The organism is Tenggerimyces flavus (assembly GCF_016907715.1).
GTDB lineage: Bacteria > Actinomycetota > Actinomycetes > Propionibacteriales > Actinopolymorphaceae > Tenggerimyces > Tenggerimyces flavus.
Genome location: NZ_JAFBCM010000001.1, coordinates 4,487,836 through 4,504,470, shown reverse-complemented (window position 1 = coordinate 4,504,470; position 16,635 = coordinate 4,487,836). Strand labels below are relative to the sequence as shown.

Genomic DNA, 16,635 nt, shown 5'->3' with positions numbered 1-16,635 from the left:
CCCGCACGGCTGTGGACGAAACCGGGTCAGTGGCCCGCTTCGTGCCAGGTGCGGCCCTCGCCGACAGAGACGTCCAGCGCGACCGTCAGCTCGGCCGCGGCGCCCATATGGTCGCGGACGTGCTTCTCCAGCTCGTCCCGCTCCCCCGCCGCCACCTCGAACACGAGCTCGTCGTGCACCTGCAGCAGCATCCGAGACTTCAAGCCGGCTTGGCGCAACGCCCGGTCGACGTTCAGCATCGCGACCTTGATGATGTCCGCGGCCGAACCCTGGATCGGCGCGTTCAACGCCATCCGCTCGGCCATCTCGCGGCGCTGGCGGTTGTCGCTCAGCAGGTCGGGCAGGTAGCGCCGGCGGCCGAGAATGGTTTCGGTGTAGCCGGTCTTGCGCGCCTCCGCCACGATCCCCTGCAGGTAGTCGCGTACGCCGCCGAAGCGTTCGAAGTACTCGTCCATCAGCTCGCGTGCCTCGGCGACCGGGATGTTCAGCTGCGCCGACAGGCCGTACGACGACAGCCCGTACGCCAAGCCGTAGTTCATCGCCTTGATCTTCGCCCGCATCTCCGTCGTGACCTCCGAGGCATCGACTCCGAAGACCCGCGAAGCTGTCGCCGCGTGGAAGTCCATCCCGGAACGGAACGACTCGATGATCCCCGCGTCCTCGGACAGGTGCGCCATGATCCGCATCTCGATCTGGCTGTAGTCCGCGGTCAGCAGGCTCTCGTACCCAGGCCCGACGACGAACGCCTCGCGGATCCGGCGCCCCTCCTCGGTGCGGATCGGGATGTTCTGCAGGTTGGGCTCGGTCGATGACAGCCGCCCGGTCGCCGCGATCGTCTGGTTGAACGTCGTGTGGATCCGCGCGTCCGAGGCGACCGTCTTCAACAGTCCCTCGACCGTCTGCCGCAGCCGCGACGCGTCCCGGTGTGCCAGCAGGTGGGCGAGGAACGGGTGCTCGGTCTGGACGTACAGCGCCTGCAGCGCGTCCGCATCCGTCGTGTACCCGGTCTTCGTCCGCTTCGTCTTCGGCATCTCGAGCTCGTCGAACAGCACCACCTGCAGCTGCTTCGGCGAACCCAGGTTGATCTCCTTGCCGATCACGCGGTACGCGTCGTCCGCCGCCTGCTTCACCTGCCCGGCGAAGCGTGCCTCGAGGTCGGTCAGCAACTCGACGTCGGCGGCGACGCCGACCTGCTCCATCCGGGCGAGCACCTTCTCCAACGGCAGCTCGACATCGCGCAGCAACGGCGAGCCGCCGCTGTTCTCCAGCTCGGTGTCCAACGCCTCCGCGAGGTCGATCACCGCGCGAGCCCGCACCATCGCGACCTCCGGAACGCCGGTCTCCTCGGCAACCCCGTCAAGGCTGAGTTGACCGTCCGCCGGGTCCTCCGAACGCAGCTCCCGCCGCAGATACCGCAGCACCAGGTCGGCGAGGTCGTACGACCGCTGGTCCGGCCGCACGAGGTACGCCGACAGCGCGGTGTCACTGGTCACGCCCGCGATGCGCCAACCGTGCGCGGCCAACGCGAGCATCGGCCCCTTCGCGTCGTGTAGCGCCTTCTCGTGGTCGGCGTCCTCGAGCCACGCCTTCAGCGCGTTCTCGTCCTCCGGCGACACCTCGGCCGGGTCGACCCACGCCGCGGTGCCGTCCGACGACGCGAGCGCCACGCCGTCGACGCGCCCGGTGCCGCTCCCCCACGCGCCCTGCACGTGCAGGCCGGTGCGGACGTCACCCATCGCGTGCGACGACAACCACTCGGCGACCGCCCCGGGCGCGAGCTTGGTGCCGACGACCTCGAAGCCCTCGTCGGCCTCCGGCTCCGGCGTGGCGAGCGTCTGGAACAGCCGGTCGCGCAGCACCCGGAACTCCAGCGAGTCGAACAGCTGGTGGATCTGGTCGCGGTCCCACGGCTGCAGGTTGAGCTCGCTCGGCTGGTACGGCAGCACGAGGTCCTCGACCAAACCGTTCAGCTGCCTGTTCTGCAGCACCTGGCCGAGGTGCTCGCGCAGCGAGTCGCCGACCTTGCCCTTGATCGACTCGACGTTGGTGACGATGTCGTCCAGCGAGCCGTACTGGTTGATCCACTTCGCCGCGGTCTTGGCGCCCACGCCGGGCACGCCCGGCAGGTTGTCGCTGGACTCGCCGACGAGCGCGGCGAGGTCGGGATAGCGCTCCGGCGGGATCGTGTAGCGCCGGACGACCTCCTCCGGCGTGATCCGCGCGACCTCGGAGACGCCGCGGGTCGGGTAGATCACCGTGAGCTGGTCGGTGACGAGCTGGAACGTGTCGCGGTCGCCGGACACGACGAGCACCTCGAAGCCCGCCTCGAGACCCTGCTTACCGAGCGTGGCGATGACGTCGTCGGCCTCGTAGCCCTCGAGCTCGACGTGCACGATGTTCAACGCGTCCAGCACGTCCTTGATCAACGACAGCTGGCTGCGGAACTCGTCGGGCGTCTTCGCCCTGTTCGCCTTGTACTCGGTGTAGACGTCGCTGCGGAACGTCTTCTTGCCGACGTCGAAGGCCACCGCGATGTGCGTCGGCTGCTCGTCGCGGATCATGTTGATCAACATCGAGGTGAAGCCGTACACCGCGTTCGTGGTCTGCCCCGTCTTGGTGGAGAAGTTCTCCGGTGGCAGGGCGTACCAGGCCCGATAGGCCAGCGAATGGCCGTCGAGCAGGAGCAGGCGGGACCCGGTCGTGGGGGTGTCGGTAGCAGCCACGGTGTGACTCTAGTCGGGGCCACCGACAGCCTCGGCAGGTACGTTGGTCCAGCGGTTGGTGAATCGAATTCCTTGGAGACATGCATGGCTGAACAGCTGGAGCAGCTGGACCTGTCGACGTTCAAGTCGACGTTGGCGGACCGGATGGGGATCGAGATCACCGAGGCCACCGCCGAACGTACCGTCGGGACGATGCCCGTCGAGGGCAACACCCAGCCGTACGGGGTCCTGCACGGGGGCGCCAACTGTGTCCTCGCCGAGACGCTGGGGTCGATCGCCTCCGCGATCCACGGCTGGCCCGAACGGATCGCCCTGGGCGTCGACATCAACGCCACCCACCACCGCGCCGTCTCGTCGGGCAAGGTGATGGGCGTCGCCACGCCACTGCACCTCGGCAGGAGCGTCGCGAGCTACGAGATCGCGATCACCGACGAGGAGGGCCGCCCGGTGTGCACGGCCCGCCTCACCTGCTTCCTGCGCCCGGCGCCCAAGCCGCAGTGAGCTCGTCCAGGAACAGGTAGTCCGCCGCGTCATGGGTCCGGGTCTTCGCGACCTGGACCCTGACGCTGGCGTGACGAACTGGTGATCATGTACGTGATCATGAAGCCGGACTGGTCGTATACGCCGGGTTTGCCTTCATGATCACGTACATGATCACGGCGAGGGCGGTCAGGTCTGTAGGCCGGCGGCTCGGAGCTGGTCGCGGATGGCGGGCCAGTCCGGGGCGAGCTCGGCGGCGGGGTGGAGGCCGACTGAGCGGTCCTTGAAGCCGCTCGAGGTCGCGATGCAGACGACCGGTCCCTCCCCCAGCTCGTCGGCGACCGTACGGTAGCCAGCGAGGCCAGCGGCACTGGACAGCTCGTACCAGAGGCCGGCGTGGGCGAGGGTCTCCGCCGCCGCGCGCAGCTCGGCGTCGGTCGAGGTCAGGGGTGCGCCGCCGCTGTCGCGGACGGCGACACGCGCGCGGTAGCCGCTGACGGGCGAGGCGATCGAGTACGCGTCGTTCGGCGCCACCTCGACCCGACCGGTCGGCGTGCCCGCCGCGAACGCCGCCGCCAAGGGCGCGCCCGCACGGGACTCGCACGAGAACATCCGCGGCGCGCGCGACACGACACCGAGCCGCCGCAGCTCGACGAAGCCCTTCCACACCCCATAGAGCAACTCGCCATACCCCGTCGGCACGAACACCGCCGCCGGCACGGAGCCCAGGTCCGAGACGATCTCGTACGCGATCGTCTTGTACCCCTCCGGCCCGAACGGGTGCCCGGTGTGCGTGACGGTCAGGTTGCTCACCGGGTGCAGCCCGAACTCCTCGACCACCCGCCGCATCAACGGCCACCGTGCGGCGGCCGGTACCGGGAGCACCACCGCGCCATACGCCTGCAGGAACGAGGACACCGCCGGCGGCATCCCGGCGGACGCGAACACGACGCACGGCAGCCCCGCCCGGGCGGCGTACGCGGCCGCCGACGCGCCGTGGTTGCCGGACGACGCCACGACAATGCCCGGCGCGCCGATGTGCACCGCGGCGCTGACCGTGCAGCGGTTGAGGCGGTCCTTGTGGCTCCAGGTCGGATTACGCGACTCGTCCTTGATCCACAAGCCGTCGCCCGCCTCGACGAGCGGCGTCGCACCCTCCTCCAGGCCCGGCGCGGCGAGCGGCGGCAGCAGTGCCGCCCACCGGTCGAGCCCAGATCCCCTTGCAGGATTGATAAACCCAGCGGACAGCTCGTCGTACGCGTAGTCCACCTCGAGCGGGTACGCGAGCTCGTCGGTACTGGTCCCCGGACACCCCGCCGTCAGCGGAGGAAAGAGCGGATAGGTCAGGTCGGGGTCGCCGAGCGACCGTTGCACGCGGGCGAGCGATGCGGTCATGGCCGACGACCCTAACGGCCGACCTGGGCTAAGGGAGGTTCCTCGCCACCGCGAAGTCGCTCCCACTCGCTCCGTACGACTGGCCGCCGACGACAAGCCGCCCGTTCGTCTGCACCGCCATCCCGTACCCGTAGTCGTAGTCCCCCACAGCGGTGGGGACGAGCTCCGCGAGCGCGCCGTTCGCGCCGTAACGAGCGACCGCGAAGACGAGCTGACCGTTCACCGACGTCGAGCCGGCGACCAGCACCCCGTTGTCCGAACGGAGCGCGAGATCCGACGCGCTGTCGTGACTGCCGGCGCCGTTGACGTCGGTCTGGACGACCCCGCCGGTGCCGAACGCGGTGTCGAGCGTGCCGTTCGCCTTGTACCGCGCCAACGTGAGGTCGTTGTTGCCGCCAGTGAGGGACGCGCCCGCCTCGCCCGCGACGACGATCCGGCCGTCGGATCGGACCGCGAGGTCGTGCACCCGCGACCGGCCGGTCGACACGTTCGTGACCGTCTTCCCGCCGCTGCCGAACGAGGTGTCGAGCGCACCAGCCGCGGTGAGACGGACGAGCCCGAACTCCCAGCCGATCCCGCCCCGCCCGTAGTCCCGCCCCGCGTTGCCGGCGACGACGATCCGGCCGTTGGACTGGATGGCGACGGCGTACGCGAGGTCGAACGGCCGGCTGCTCACGTCCGGCACGCTGACCGACGTGAGCGCGATCCCGCCGGTGCCGAACGCCGAGTCGAGGGTCCCGTTCGCGAGATACCGAACGGTCGCGAACTGCCAGCCGACCGCCGTCGAGTACGCCCCGCCGGCGACCACGATCCGGCCGTTCGACTGCAGCGCGACGGCACGCGCGCCGCCGATCGCGCTGCTGTACAGGTTGGTCAGCACCTTGCCGCCGGTGCCGAACGTCGAGTCCAGCGTCCCGTTCGCGAGATACCGGGCGGCGGCGAAGCGATAGTTCCAGCCGGTTCCGGAAAGTCCGACGACCACGAGCTTGCCGTCGGGCTGCCGCACCAGCGCGGTCGCGATGTCGTCCTGCCCGCCAAAGTCGGTCGTCACCTTGCCGCCCGTACCGAACGACGGGTCCAGCGCTCCGTTCGCCAGGTAGCGGACCAGCGCGAAGTCACCGGTGCCACCCGACGGCGTCGACCAGCCCGCGGCGCCGATGGCGCCGTCCGGCTGGACGAGCACGTCGTTGGCGGCGTCCACGCTGTCCGCCCCGCCGAGGTCGGTCAGCACGGCGCCGCCGGTTCCGAAGGTCGAGTCCAACGAGATGGCGGCGCTCGCCGCGGTCGGCGTCAGCAGTATCGCCGCGCCGACCACGGCCGAAGCCGCGAGGAATCTCGCACGCATGCCCACGGCCTTGGCCCCCCAAAGGTCGATGGGTTTCAGCGTTGCACGCGCCGAGGGACGGTGTCCGCGGATCTTGGAACGAGGTCCGGACCCTACCGAAACTTCCGCGACACGCCTCTATGCCCCGAGATACGTGCGTAGATGCTGGGCTGTCAGCGAGTCGCCCGAACCCACCAGCTCGTGCGGGGTCCCGGTGAACACGATCTCGCCGCCGTCGTGCCCGGCGCCCGGACCGAGGTCGATGATCCAGTCCGCGTGCGCCATCACCGCCTGGTGGTGCTCGATCACGATCACCGAGTTGCCGGAGTCGACCAACCGGTCCAGCAACGCGAGCAACTGGTCGACGTCGGCGAGGTGCAGGCCGGTCGTCGGCTCGTCGAGGATGTACGTCGCGGACTTCTCCGCCATGTGGATGGCGAGCTTCAGCCGCTGCCGTTCGCCGCCGGACAGCGTGTTCAACGGCTGGCCGAGCCGAACGTAGCCGAGCCCCACATCGCCCAGCCTGTTGAGGATCGTGCGCGCCGGACCCTTAGTGAAGAACTCGCGCGCCTCGGCCACCGACATCGCCAGCACGTCGGCGATGTTCTTGCCGTTCAGCTCGTACGTCAGGACCTTCGCGGTGAACCGCCGGCCCTCGCACTCCTCGCAGATCGACGCGACACCGGCCATCATCGCGAGGTCGGTGTAGACCAGCCCGATGCCCTTGCACTTCGGGCACGCGCCCTCGGAGTTGGCCGAGAACAGCGCCGGCTTCACCCCGTTCGCCTTGGCGAACGCCGAACGGATCGGGTCGAGCAGACCGGAGTACGTCGCGGGGTTGCTCCGCCGCGAGCCGCGGATCGCGGACTGGTCCACCACGATCACGTCACGCCGTTTCGCCAACGAGCCATGAATCAACGAGCTCTTGCCGGATCCCGCGACACCGGTGACGACGGTGAGAACGCCGAGCGGAACATCGACACTCACGTTCTTCAGGTTGTGCAGATCGGCATCCTTGATCGACACCTGGCCGGTCGCCTCGCGGACGGTCTCACGCAGCGTCGCCCGGTGGTCGAGGTGCCGGCCGGTCAGCGTGTCGGACTTGCGGAGGCCGGGGACGTCGCCGGTGAAGCAGATGTGCCCTCCGTCGGAGCCCGCGCCGGGGCCGAGGTCGACGACGTAGTCCGCGATCTGGATCGTCTCCGGCTTGTGTTCGACGACGAGAACAGTGTTTCCCTTGTCTCGCAGGCGAAGCAGCAGCTTGTTCATCCGCTCGATGTCGTGCGGGTGCATGCCGACGGTGGGCTCGTCGAACACGTACGTGACGTCGGTCAATGCCGAGCCGAGGTGCCGAATCATCTTCACCCGTTGGGCTTCGCCGCCGGACAGCGTGCCGGACTCGCGGTCGAGGCTGAGGTAGCCGAGGCCGATCCCGACGAGGCTGTCGAGAGTTTCGCGCAGCGAGGTGAGCAACGGAGTGACCGACGGATCGTCGATGCTCCGGCAGAACTCGGCGAGGTCGCTGATCTGCATGGCCGAGCATTCGGCGATGTTCTTGCCGTGGATCTTCGAGGAGAGTGCCGCCTCGTTCAGCCGCGCGCCGTGGCAGGACGGGCAGCTCGCGAACGTCACCGCGCGATCCACGAACGCCCGCATGTGCGGCTGCAGCGCGTCCTTGTCCTTCGACAGGTAGATGCGCCGGACCTTCACCAGCAGACCTTCGTAGGTCAGGTTGTACTCCGCCAGCTTGATCTTGGTCGCCGGCAGGTTGAGGAACTTCTCCCACTGCTCCTCGGTGTAGTCCTTGAGCTTCGTGTCCTTGTCGAAGTAGCCGGAGTCGGCGATCGTGCGCCAGTACCAGGTGCCGACGTCGAACTGCGGAACGGTGATCGCGCCCTCGTTCAGCGACAGCTCACGGTCGACGAGTTGGTCGAGGTCGATCGTCGAGACCTTGCCGAGCCCCTCGCACTCCGGGCACGCGCCCTCGGGCAGGTTGAAGCTGAACGCGCCGGACGTCCCGACGTGCGGAACGCCGATGCGGCTGAACATGATCCGCAGCAGCGTGTGCGCGTCGGTCGCGGTGCCGACGGTCGAGCGGGAGTTGGCGCCCATCCGTTCCTGGTCGACGACGATCGCCGCCGAGAGGTTGTGCAGCGCGTCGACGTCCGGGCGGCCCACGTTTGGCATGAAGGACTGGATGAACGCGGTGTAGGTTTCGTTGATCAACCGCTGGGACTCCGCGGCGATCGTCCCGAACACGAGTGAGGACTTGCCCGATCCGGAGATGCCGGTGAACACGGTGAGGCGTCGCTTCGGGATGTCGACCGAGACGTCGGCCAGGTTGTTCGCCCTGGCTCCTCGGACCTGGATGACGTCATGGCTGTCGGCGGGATTGCTCATCGTTTCCTTAGCAGCTAGAGTCACGGGCCTTATAGCTTACAACGTAAGGAGTTCGTTCGGGTGGTGGTTTTCGCGGGCCAGGGCGAGGCGGAGCGGTCGATGCGGTTGCTCTGGCGTGCGGGTGCGCCCGAGCCTCGCACGAGTCCCGGACCCAAGCCAGCGCTCTCCATCGACGACATCATCCGGGTGGCCACCGACATCGCCGACAGCGAAGGCATGGCCGCGCTGTCGATGCGTACGGTCGGCGAGCGGCTCGGCCGGACGGCGATGGCGCTCTACACGTACGTGCCGAGCAAGCGGGAGCTGCTCGACCTGATGTACGACCACCTGCTGGGCGAGCTGCCGTCGACGTACGACGCCGCGTTGCCCTGGCGGGAGGCCGTCACCGCGTGGGCGACGGACTGGCGTGCGTTCTATCTGCGGCATCCGTGGGTGCTCCAGATCTCGCAGGCGCGGCCGGTGCTCGGGCCGGGCGAGTTCGCCTCGACCGACGCGGCCGCCGGGGTGTTGGAACGGACCGGGCTGCCCGCGGACGAGCAGCGGCGAGTGTTCGCGATCGTCATGCACTTCGTCCGGGGCAACGCCTCCTCGGTGGTCGACTCGCGGCAGGCGGCCTTGGCGACGGGGGTGTCGGACGAGGAGTGGTGGAGCTCGCGCGCCTCGCTGCTGGACGAGGTCGCGCCGGACTTCACCGCGCGCTTCCCGCGCGCCATGGGACTGCAGTCGGGCGCGGCCTTCGCGCCTGGGCAGACGTACCTGGAGTACGTCGAGGCGGAGACCGAACGCAGCTTCACGTTCGGCCTCCATGCGTTGCTGGACGGCATCGCCGCCTCCTAGCTCCGGAGGGTGGCGTCGAGCTCGCGGATGAGCTCGCCGACGCGACCTCCGCCCGGTGGTGCCGAGGGATAGCGCTCGAGCACTTCGACGACGGTGGGCGTCGCGCGCTGCGTTGCGCGCTCGAGCCGCGCCTCTCCAGTCGTCAGCTCGGCGACGCGCGCCGCGTACGCCGCCGACCCGAGGAGGTGCTTGACCTGGGTGGCCTTCGCGAGCGGATGCAGGTACGCCGCTCCTGCGGCAGCGAGGGCGGCCCGGGCAGCTTCGCGCGCGACTTCGGTGTCGGCTTCGCTCGCTGCCCGCATGGCCGCCCAGGCGGCGTCACGGATCGCCTTGGTCCGCTTGCCGCCGCGAGCGAACGCCCACGCCGCCTCGATCGCTTCCCTCGGACGGGGGTCGTCGGGGTGCGCCTGCGCGAAGACGTCCAGGACGTCCTCCGCGCAGGCCGCCGCGAAGGCGGTCACCGCGCGGAGCTCGTCCTGGCTCAGCTCGAAGTCGGTCATGCGTCCGCGATGTGCAGGATCGCGTCGGCCCCGTCCAGCGTGGCGGGGTTGAGCGGGATGAGCCCCGTCCTCGGATCGTGGTCGGTGCGGACGCGACCGGACCTCACGTCAGTCGCGGTCAGACCCCAGGTCGTGAACTCCTTCTGGAGCAGTCCCTCGTGGGTGTCGGACTCCGGCTCTCCCAGTCCGAGGTGCTCGCTGCGGCCCAGGCTGCCGGCGACGAAGACGTACTTGTCGCCCCAGAGTGCGGCGACGATCGCTCCGGCACCGATCCAGCCGAGGTCCATCTCCCCGAGCCGCCAGGCGGCGTAGTGCTTCTGCAGATGGGTGTTGTGGGCGAACAACACCGTTCGGCCGCGGCGGGCTTCGACTTGGCGGATCTCGATCAGGTTCTGGGCCATCAGCCCGTCTCTCAAGGAGAGCAGGCGGTAGATCCGTGCGGCCTGCTCTTCTGGCCGGGCGGACTGCTTGTGGTAGCGGAGCAGGCCGAGGCCGGCGGTGAGGTGGATCCTGGCGCGGCGCCACTCGACGGTGTCGGCGGGAGCGTCGTCGAGCTGGCGGAGCATCTCCTCGCCGATCGCGCGGAGCTGCTCGGCGTCCTGGGTCGCGCCCGGCGAGGCGGCGGGATCCAGGATCGCCTCCGTGCGGCTCCAGCGTTCGTCGTCGCCGACGAGGCTGGCGAGGTCGTGGTCCAGCTTCAGGTAGTCGCGAGCCTTCTCGAGGTACGCGAGGGGGCTGGGTGCGGACATGTTCTCGGTGGGTGCGTCGAAGCCGTGGAACGCCACCCGTTCCGCGACCGGTCGGCTTTGGTTGTACTCGCGCAGCCAGGCGACGAGCTGGCGGTAGGTGTCGAACGTGCCGAGATTGTGCGAGAAGCCCGCGCTCATCGCCTCGTCCAGGCTGCCGACGCCCTCGCGGACGAAGTCGTCGACGACGAGCGCGGCGATGCGGTCCGATTCGATGGCGATCGACCTCACGCCCTGGTCGACGAGGTGGGTGAGGAGGTCGTTGCGGATCCGGCCGAAGACGGGCTCCAGGTGGGTGGGTTCGCCGAGGGCCAACACGTCGAATGAGGATGGGAGGAACTCCCGGATGTCCTGGCTCATATGCCTAGATCGTATCGTTGAGCAGACGGTTGAGACTTTCTCCGACCTCTGGCCGGCACCGGTGCGATAAAGTCTCCAACTAGTGCCCACCCTGAGACCTACGGACCTGGCCCGGGAGCACGGGATTTCCACCCAGGCGGTCCGCAACTACGAGCGGAGCGGCTTCCTCCCGCCGGCCGAGCGCACCGCGAGCGGCTACCGCGTCTACACCAGAGTGCACGCGGCAGCGCTCCGTGCCTACCTCGCGCTCATTCCCGCGTACGGCCACGCGGCCAGCGGGCAGATCATGGCGGCGGTCCACCGTTCCGAGCTCGACCACGCCTTGTTGGTCATCGACCGCGGCCACGGTCAGCTCCTCCGCGACCGGGAGACCCTGGCCTCGGTCCGGGCGGCGATCGAGCAGCTGACCGACACCTCCCCCGCGGCGCCCGCGGGTGAGCGGACGATCGGCGAGCTCGCGCACCGGCTCGGCGTGACGCCGGCGACGCTGCGCGCCTGGGAGAGCGTCGGCATCCTCGTACCTGTTCGCGATCCGGCGACCGGGTATCGCACGTACGGGGCGAGCGACGTCCGCGACGCCGAGCTCGCGCACCTGCTGCGGCGGGGCGGGTATCTGCTGGAGCACATCGCGTCCGTCGTTCAGCAGGTCCGTACGGCGGGCGGGACCGACTCGCTGGCCGCCGCGTTGACGGGCTGGCAGCACAAGCTCACCGAGCGGGGGTTGGCGATGCTGACCGCCTCGGCTCGGCTCAGCGACTATCTGAGCGTTCGTCTCGACTGAGGGGCTCGCGGATTGTCGGTGGTCGATGCGAACATGTGTTCGTGACCGGGAAGGCGACGATCCTGCACGCTGACCTCGACTCGTTCTACGCGTCGGTCGAGCAGCGTGACGACCCGCGCCTTCGCGGGAAGCCGGTGCTGGTCGGCGGCGGCGTGGTGTTGGCGGCGAGCTACGAGGCGAAGGCGTTCGGGGTCAAGACCGCGATGACCGGGCGGCAGGCGCGTGAGCTGTGCCCGGACGCGATCACGGTGCCGTGCCGGTTCGACGCGTACTCCAAGGCGAGCGACGAGGTGTTCGAGATCTTTCGCAACACCACGCCGTTGGTCGAGGGGCTGTCGATCGACGAGGCGTTCCTCGACGTCGGCGGGCTGTGGCGGATCGCCGGCTCGCCGCGGGAGATCGCGGCGAAGCTGCGGCGGGACGTGTTCGCCGAGGTGGGGTTGCCGATCACGGTCGGGGTGGCGCGGACGAAGTTCCTGGCGAAGGTCGCGTCCGGGGTGGCGAAGCCGGACGGGCTGTTGGTGGTCGAGCCGGAGGAGGAGCTCGCGTTCCTGCATCCGTTGCCGGTGCAGAAGCTGTGGGGCGTCGGCGCCGTCACCGCGGAGAAGCTGTACCAGCGCGGGATCGTGACGGTCGGCGACGTCGCGCTGCTGGCCGAGCGCGGGCTGACGTCGATGCTGGGCAAGGCGGTCGGGCACCACCTGTTCGCGCTCGCCAACAACCGCGACCCGCGGCCCGTGACGGTGGGCGTACGTCGTCGTTCGATCGGCGCGCAACGGGCACTGGGTACTCGGCGAAAGCCACCCGGTGCGGTGGAGGCGGCGCTGGTCGGGCTCGTCGACCGGGTGACCCGCCGGCTGCGGAAGGCGAGCCGGCTGTGCCGAACGATCACCCTGCGGCTGCGCTTCGACGACTTCTCCCGCGCCACCCGTTCACACACGCTGTCGCGGCCGACGCAGCAGACCGAGAAGATCCTGCACACCGCCCGCGGCCTGCTCGAGCTCGCGATGCCGATCATCGAACGCCAGGGCATCACGTTGGTGGGGGTGGCCTTGCAGAACCTCGACGACGACGCGACCGTCCAGCTGGAGCTGCCGTTCGACCACGCCAACCTCTCGGCGCTGGACGTGGCGATCGACGACGTCCACGAGAAGTACGGCACGTCGGCGCTCACCCGGGCCGTCCACCTCGGCCACGACCAGCACCAAACCGTGCCGCTCCTCCCCGACTGAGCTGACGCGGTGATCATGTTCGTGATCATGAAGGCTTAGCCGTCGTATGCGCCGGTTTGCCTTCATGATCACGTACATGATCACGGGCTGGGTCAGGGCTGGCGAAGGACCTCGCGCAGCTTCTTCGCGAACGGGGCCGGGTTGTCGACGAAGCCGGTGTGGTCGCCCGGGAACAGGGTCGGCTCGATGCCCAGCTCGGCGCCGAGCGCGCGCGACGTACGGTCGCACTGCTGGTCCGTCGACTCCTCGCCGATCCCGATCACCAGCCGCGCCGGGCCGGACCGCAGGGCGCCAAGATCCGGCGCGAAGTGCGTGGTCGCGCGCAGCTCGTGCAGGAAGAACCGCCGCTCCTCCTCCGCGCGTGCCGCGTCCCGCTCGCCGCCGAAGATCATCTCGAAGATCTCGTCCGGCAGGTTCAGGTTCCCCACCTTCATGAACAGCCGCCACGCACCCACCGGGTCGCCCGACCCATAGAGCGCGATCATCTCCTCGGTCTTCTCGTGCAGCGTCTCGCGATCCGGCAGCAGCTCGTTCAACGGCGGCTCGTGCGCGATCACCGTGTGCACGGCCGAAGGGTGCCGCGCGGCCAGCGCGAGCGTGGTCACCGCGCCGCCGCTCGAGCCGAACACTGTCGCCGGCCCCAGGTCCAGGTGCGCGACCAGGGCCACCATGTCGTCGGCTCGGTCCTCCGGCGTCGAGTCCTGCGACGGGTCGTCCAACGGGCTCCGGCCGATGCCCCGCGGGTCGATCGTCAGCACCGTGAAGTCCGCGGCCAGGTCGTCCGCCAGCGGAGCGAACGCCGCGGCATCCATCGGCGCTGCCACGAGCGCCAGCAGCGGCCCGCTGCCCCGCACCTCGTAGTACTGCGTGCCGCCCGCGACGGGGATGGTGCCGGTACGAATCGAGTCGTTCATCGGAGGTCTCCTTCGTAGCTGCTCGAGGGCGATCCTGCCCTCTCGAAAGATGGGACCGCCGCCGGCAAGGCAGAATCATCGCGTGGGCGAAACTTTCTTCGAGCAAACCGCGGATCCCGACCTCGCCAGCGCCAGATCCGGCGACGACGAGGCGTTCGACCGCCTGGTGGCGCCGCTGCGTCGCGAGCTGCACGCGCACTGCTACCGGATGCTCGGTTCGGTTCACGACGCCGACGACGCGCTGCAGGATGCGCTGATCCGCGCCTGGCGGAAGCTGGACCGGTTCGAGGGCCGCGGCACGTTGCGGTCCTGGCTCTACACGGTCGCGACGCGGACGTGCCTCGACGCCGTCGAACGACGCGAGCGCCGCGCGCTGCCGATGGACCTCGGCCCGTCGAGCTCCGTGGCCGTCCTCGACGACAAGCCCAACACCGAGGTCGCCTGGCTCGGCCCGTACCCGGACGTCGGACTCGACGAGAGCATCGAGCAACGCGAAGGCGTCGAGCTCGCGTTCATCGCCGCGCTGCAGCACCTGCCGGGCAACCAGCGCGCCGCGCTGCTGCTGTTCGAGGTGCTGAACTTCTCCGCCGCCGAGATCGCCGACGTCATGGACACGAGCACCGCCTCGGTGAACTCCGCGCTGCAACGCGCACGCAAGATCCTCGCCGAGAAGGTGCCGACCAGGAGCCAGCAGCAGACGGTCCGCCGGCTCGACGACGCGCGTCTGAAGGAGATCGTGAACGGCTTCTCGGCAGCGCTCGAACGCGGCGACGCCGAGGCGTTCGTCGCGCTGGTCAGGCAGGACGTCACCTGGTCGATGCCGCCGCTGAGCTGTTGGTACCAGGGCATCGACGCCGTGCTGGAGTTCGCGACGAAGATCCCGTTCGTCTGCGGCTCGTGGCGGCACACGATCGTCAGCGCGAACGGCCAACCCGCCATCGCCTGCTACCTGCTGCCGATCGGCGAGGAAGGCCCACACCGCGCCTGGTCGATCGACGTGCTCACGCTGCGGGACGACAAGATCGCGGAGGTCACCTCGTTCATCGGCGCCGAGCACTTCGCGTTGTTCGGACTGCCGGCAACGGCGCCACAGAGCTAGTCGTTCACACGTTCCTCACCCGAGCTTCGCCCGGACGTGGCAGCCTGGCTCGCCATGAAGATCCGTCATCTCGTCGCCGCGACCGCGATCGCCGCTCTCGGCGGCACCCTCCTGGCCGCGCCCGCCGAGGCGTCGAGCGGTTGGTTCGGGACGAAGGTCCGGTTCGCGACGTTCAACGCCTCGCTGAACCGTGCCGCCGCCGGCCAGTTGGTGTCCGACCTGTCGACCCCGGACAACGCGCAGGCGAAGAAGGTCGCCGAGGTCGTGCAGCTGAACCGGCCGGACGTCCTGCTGATCAACGAGTTCGACTACGTCGCGAAGAACGTCGCCGCCGACCTGTTCCGGAAGAATTACCTCGAGCGTTCGCAGAACGGCGCCAAGGCGATCCGGTACAAGTACGCGTACACCGCGCCGGTCAACACCGGCGTGCCGACGGGTCTTGACCTGAACCGGGACGGCAACCCGAACGGGCCGGACGACGCGTACGGCTTCGGCTTCTTCCCCGGCCAGTACGGGATGCTCGTGCTGTCGAAGTACCCGATCGACAAGCGGGACGTACGAACGTTCCAGAAGTTCCGCTGGAAGGACATGCCCGGCGCGTTGCTCCCCGACGACCCGGCCACGCCGGCGAAGGGCGACTACTACTCCCCCGAGGTGCTGAAGATCTTCCGGCTGTCGTCGAAGTCGCACTGGGACGTGCCGATCGAGATCCGCGACAAGACCGTGCACTTCCTGGTCAGCCACCCGACGCCGCCGGTGTTTGACGGACCGGAGGACCGGAACGGGACGCGCAACGCCGACGAGATCCGGCTGATGGCGGACTACGTGACGCCGGGCCGCGGCTCCTACATCTACGACGACAAGGGCCACCGCGGCGGACTGAAGCGCGGAGCGAAGTTCGTCGTCGCCGGTGACAACAACTCCGACCCGTTCGACGGCGACAGCATCCCGGGCGCGATCCAGCAACTGCTCGACGCGCCGCGCGTCCAGGACCCCAAGCCCTCGTCCGCCGGCGGCACCGAAGCCGCCGCGCTGCAGGGCGGGGCGAACGTGGGGCACAAGACCGACCCGAAGTTCGACACCGGCGACTTCACCGACAACGCGCCCGGCAACCTGCGCGTGGACTACGTGGTCCCGTCGACCGGCCTGTATCCGCTGGACGGCGCGGTCTTCTGGCCAGTGGCGAGCTCCCCGCTGGCGAGGCTGAACGACACGTCCGACCACCACCTCGTCCGCCAGGACATCTGGATCCCCCGCTGGTAAGCCAACCGGTCGGGCACCTCGAGCGTCGTGAGGGAGAAGGCCGCCGTTGCCAGGAGTGGGCGGCCCCGACCTGGGACGGTGCGGCCATGAGCCCTGCCCGTTGGCGCGGCGGGTGCCTGCTCGCTGCCCTGGCGTTCGCCGTGTCGTGTTCGCCAGGCATCGTCGTCGAACAAGCCGAGGGCGGACGACTGGGCGGAGACTGGCGGCCTGCCGCGTGGATCACCGACGACGGGCACCTCGCCGTGGTCGTCGCCGGGAGCAGCGGGTGCCCCACCGAACCGGTCGAGGTGGAACCGCTGGATCCGCACCACCTCGTGGTCACCGTCCGACCCGATGAGCCGAGTAACGGGGCAGTCTGCACCGCGGACCTGGTCCCGACGACCAGCGTGATCCGCCTGCCCGCCGAGATCTCGGCACCACCACTGACAGTCGACTTCCGCGGCAAGGGTCACGGAGTGCCGCACTCGGTGACCCTCCGCTGAACGTCAACCCCGCCAGGTGAGGCGGACGGGAACGATCGCGCCGCAGGGTTTTGGCTGGGTCGGGGGCACCCTGGTCCGAACCTATGGGACCAGGGTGCC

Annotated in this window: 14 protein-coding genes; 7 read left to right on the top strand and 7 right to left on the bottom strand. The window is 69.3% G+C overall.

The annotated features are described in order from the left end of the window. Positions 1-26 precede the first annotated feature (26 nt). A complete protein-coding gene (polA, locus tag JOD67_RS21010; protein WP_205119301.1) occupies positions 27-2,723 on the bottom strand; it encodes a DNA polymerase I in 2,697 nt (898 codons plus the stop codon). Between the two features lie 84 nt (positions 2,724-2,807). Here polA and JOD67_RS21005 point away from each other — a divergent pair, with 84 nt between their 5' ends. After that, positions 2,808-3,224 (top strand): PaaI family thioesterase, encoded by a 417-nt coding sequence (locus JOD67_RS21005; protein WP_205119300.1) that lies wholly within the window; start codon positions 2,808-2,810, stop codon positions 3,222-3,224. 168 nt (positions 3,225-3,392) lie between these two features. On the opposite strand, the gene JOD67_RS21000 is transcribed toward JOD67_RS21005, so the two are convergent. The 3 genes from JOD67_RS21000 to JOD67_RS20990 all read right to left on the bottom strand — a co-directional run bounded on the left by JOD67_RS21000 (position 3,393) and on the right by JOD67_RS20990 (position 8,322). Beyond that, the gene (locus JOD67_RS21000) at positions 3,393-4,598 is read right to left on the bottom strand and encodes a threonine synthase (protein ID WP_205119299.1); all 1,206 of its coding nucleotides are present in this window, start codon (positions 4,596-4,598) and stop codon (positions 3,393-3,395) included. A gap of 28 nt (positions 4,599-4,626) precedes the next feature. Further along, positions 4,627-5,943 (bottom strand): delta-60 repeat domain-containing protein, encoded by a 1,317-nt coding sequence (locus tag JOD67_RS20995; protein WP_205119298.1) that lies wholly within the window; start codon positions 5,941-5,943, stop codon positions 4,627-4,629. 117 nt (positions 5,944-6,060) lie between these two features. Further along, positions 6,061-8,322, bottom strand: a complete 2,262-nt coding sequence (locus JOD67_RS20990; protein WP_205119297.1) for an ATP-binding cassette domain-containing protein — start codon at positions 8,320-8,322, stop codon at positions 6,061-6,063. Between the two features lie 60 nt (positions 8,323-8,382). Here JOD67_RS20990 and JOD67_RS20985 point away from each other — a divergent pair, with 60 nt between their 5' ends. Beyond that, positions 8,383-9,159 (top strand): TetR/AcrR family transcriptional regulator, encoded by a 777-nt coding sequence (locus tag JOD67_RS20985; protein ID WP_205119296.1) that lies wholly within the window; start codon positions 8,383-8,385, stop codon positions 9,157-9,159. On the opposite strand, the gene JOD67_RS20980 is transcribed toward JOD67_RS20985, so the two are convergent. Beyond that, positions 9,156-9,659 carry a putative immunity protein gene (locus tag JOD67_RS20980; RefSeq protein ID WP_205119295.1) on the bottom strand — a complete coding sequence of 168 codons (504 nt, stop codon included), beginning with the start codon at positions 9,657-9,659 and terminating at the stop codon, positions 9,156-9,158. The genes JOD67_RS20985 and JOD67_RS20980 overlap by 4 nt on opposite strands. Further along, positions 9,656-10,765 (bottom strand): erythromycin esterase family protein, encoded by a 1,110-nt coding sequence (locus JOD67_RS20975; protein ID WP_205119294.1) that lies wholly within the window; start codon positions 10,763-10,765, stop codon positions 9,656-9,658. Before JOD67_RS20975 ends, JOD67_RS20980 begins: the two co-directional genes overlap by 4 nt. 82 nt (positions 10,766-10,847) lie before the next feature. On the opposite strand from JOD67_RS20975, the gene JOD67_RS20970 reads away from it, so the two are divergent. Both JOD67_RS20970 and dinB read left to right on the top strand, forming a co-directional pair. Next, on the top strand, positions 10,848-11,546 hold the full coding sequence (locus tag JOD67_RS20970) for a TioE family transcriptional regulator (protein ID WP_205119293.1): 699 nt from the start codon (positions 10,848-10,850) through the stop codon (positions 11,544-11,546). Between the two features lie 41 nt (positions 11,547-11,587). Further along, complete coding sequence (gene dinB / locus JOD67_RS20965) at positions 11,588-12,778, top strand: DNA polymerase IV (RefSeq protein WP_307782483.1); 1,191 nt, start codon at positions 11,588-11,590, stop codon at positions 12,776-12,778. A 92-nt stretch (positions 12,779-12,870) separates the two neighbouring features. Here the strand turns inward: dinB and JOD67_RS20960 are convergent, their stop codons facing one another. Beyond that, complete coding sequence (locus tag JOD67_RS20960; protein WP_205119291.1) at positions 12,871-13,692, bottom strand: alpha/beta fold hydrolase; 822 nt, start codon at positions 13,690-13,692, stop codon at positions 12,871-12,873. Positions 13,693-13,774: 82 nt separating this feature from the next. Between JOD67_RS20960 and JOD67_RS20955 the strand changes: the two genes are divergently transcribed. The 3 genes from JOD67_RS20955 to JOD67_RS20945 all read left to right on the top strand — a co-directional run bounded on the left by JOD67_RS20955 (position 13,775) and on the right by JOD67_RS20945 (position 16,536). After that, positions 13,775-14,791, top strand: a complete 1,017-nt coding sequence (locus JOD67_RS20955) for a sigma-70 family RNA polymerase sigma factor (protein ID WP_307782482.1) — start codon at positions 13,775-13,777, stop codon at positions 14,789-14,791. A gap of 54 nt (positions 14,792-14,845) precedes the next feature. Continuing rightward, positions 14,846-16,054 carry an endonuclease/exonuclease/phosphatase family protein gene (locus tag JOD67_RS20950; protein ID WP_205119289.1) on the top strand — a complete coding sequence of 403 codons (1,209 nt, stop codon included), beginning with the start codon at positions 14,846-14,848 and terminating at the stop codon, positions 16,052-16,054. Positions 16,055-16,140: 86 nt separating this feature from the next. Then, entirely contained in the window at positions 16,141-16,536 is a 396-nt protein-coding gene (locus JOD67_RS20945; protein ID WP_205119288.1) for a hypothetical protein, read from the top strand. Positions 16,537-16,635 lie beyond the last annotated feature (99 nt).

What these genes read in the sequence shown, in the direction of transcription:
- JOD67_RS21005 (WP_205119300.1), top strand. Translation starts at nt 2,808, where the DNA reads ATGGCTGAACAGCTGGAGCAGCTGGACCTGTCGACGTTCAAGTCGACG.
- JOD67_RS21000 (WP_205119299.1), bottom strand. Translation starts at nt 4,598, where the DNA reads ATGACCGCATCGCTCGCCCGCGTGCAACGGTCGCTCGGCGACCCCGAC.
- JOD67_RS20995 (WP_205119298.1), bottom strand. Translation starts at nt 5,943, where the DNA reads ATGCGTGCGAGATTCCTCGCGGCTTCGGCCGTGGTCGGCGCGGCGATA.
- JOD67_RS20990 (WP_205119297.1), bottom strand. Translation starts at nt 8,322, where the DNA reads ATGAGCAATCCCGCCGACAGCCATGACGTCATCCAGGTCCGAGGAGCC.
- JOD67_RS20980 (WP_205119295.1), bottom strand. Translation starts at nt 9,659, where the DNA reads ATGACCGACTTCGAGCTGAGCCAGGACGAGCTCCGCGCGGTGACCGCC.
- JOD67_RS20975 (WP_205119294.1), bottom strand. Translation starts at nt 10,765, where the DNA reads ATGAGCCAGGACATCCGGGAGTTCCTCCCATCCTCATTCGACGTGTTG.
- JOD67_RS20960 (WP_205119291.1), bottom strand. Translation starts at nt 13,692, where the DNA reads ATGAACGACTCGATTCGTACCGGCACCATCCCCGTCGCGGGCGGCACG.
- JOD67_RS20950 (WP_205119289.1), top strand. Translation starts at nt 14,846, where the DNA reads ATGAAGATCCGTCATCTCGTCGCCGCGACCGCGATCGCCGCTCTCGGC.
- JOD67_RS20945 (WP_205119288.1), top strand. Translation starts at nt 16,141, where the DNA reads ATGAGCCCTGCCCGTTGGCGCGGCGGGTGCCTGCTCGCTGCCCTGGCG.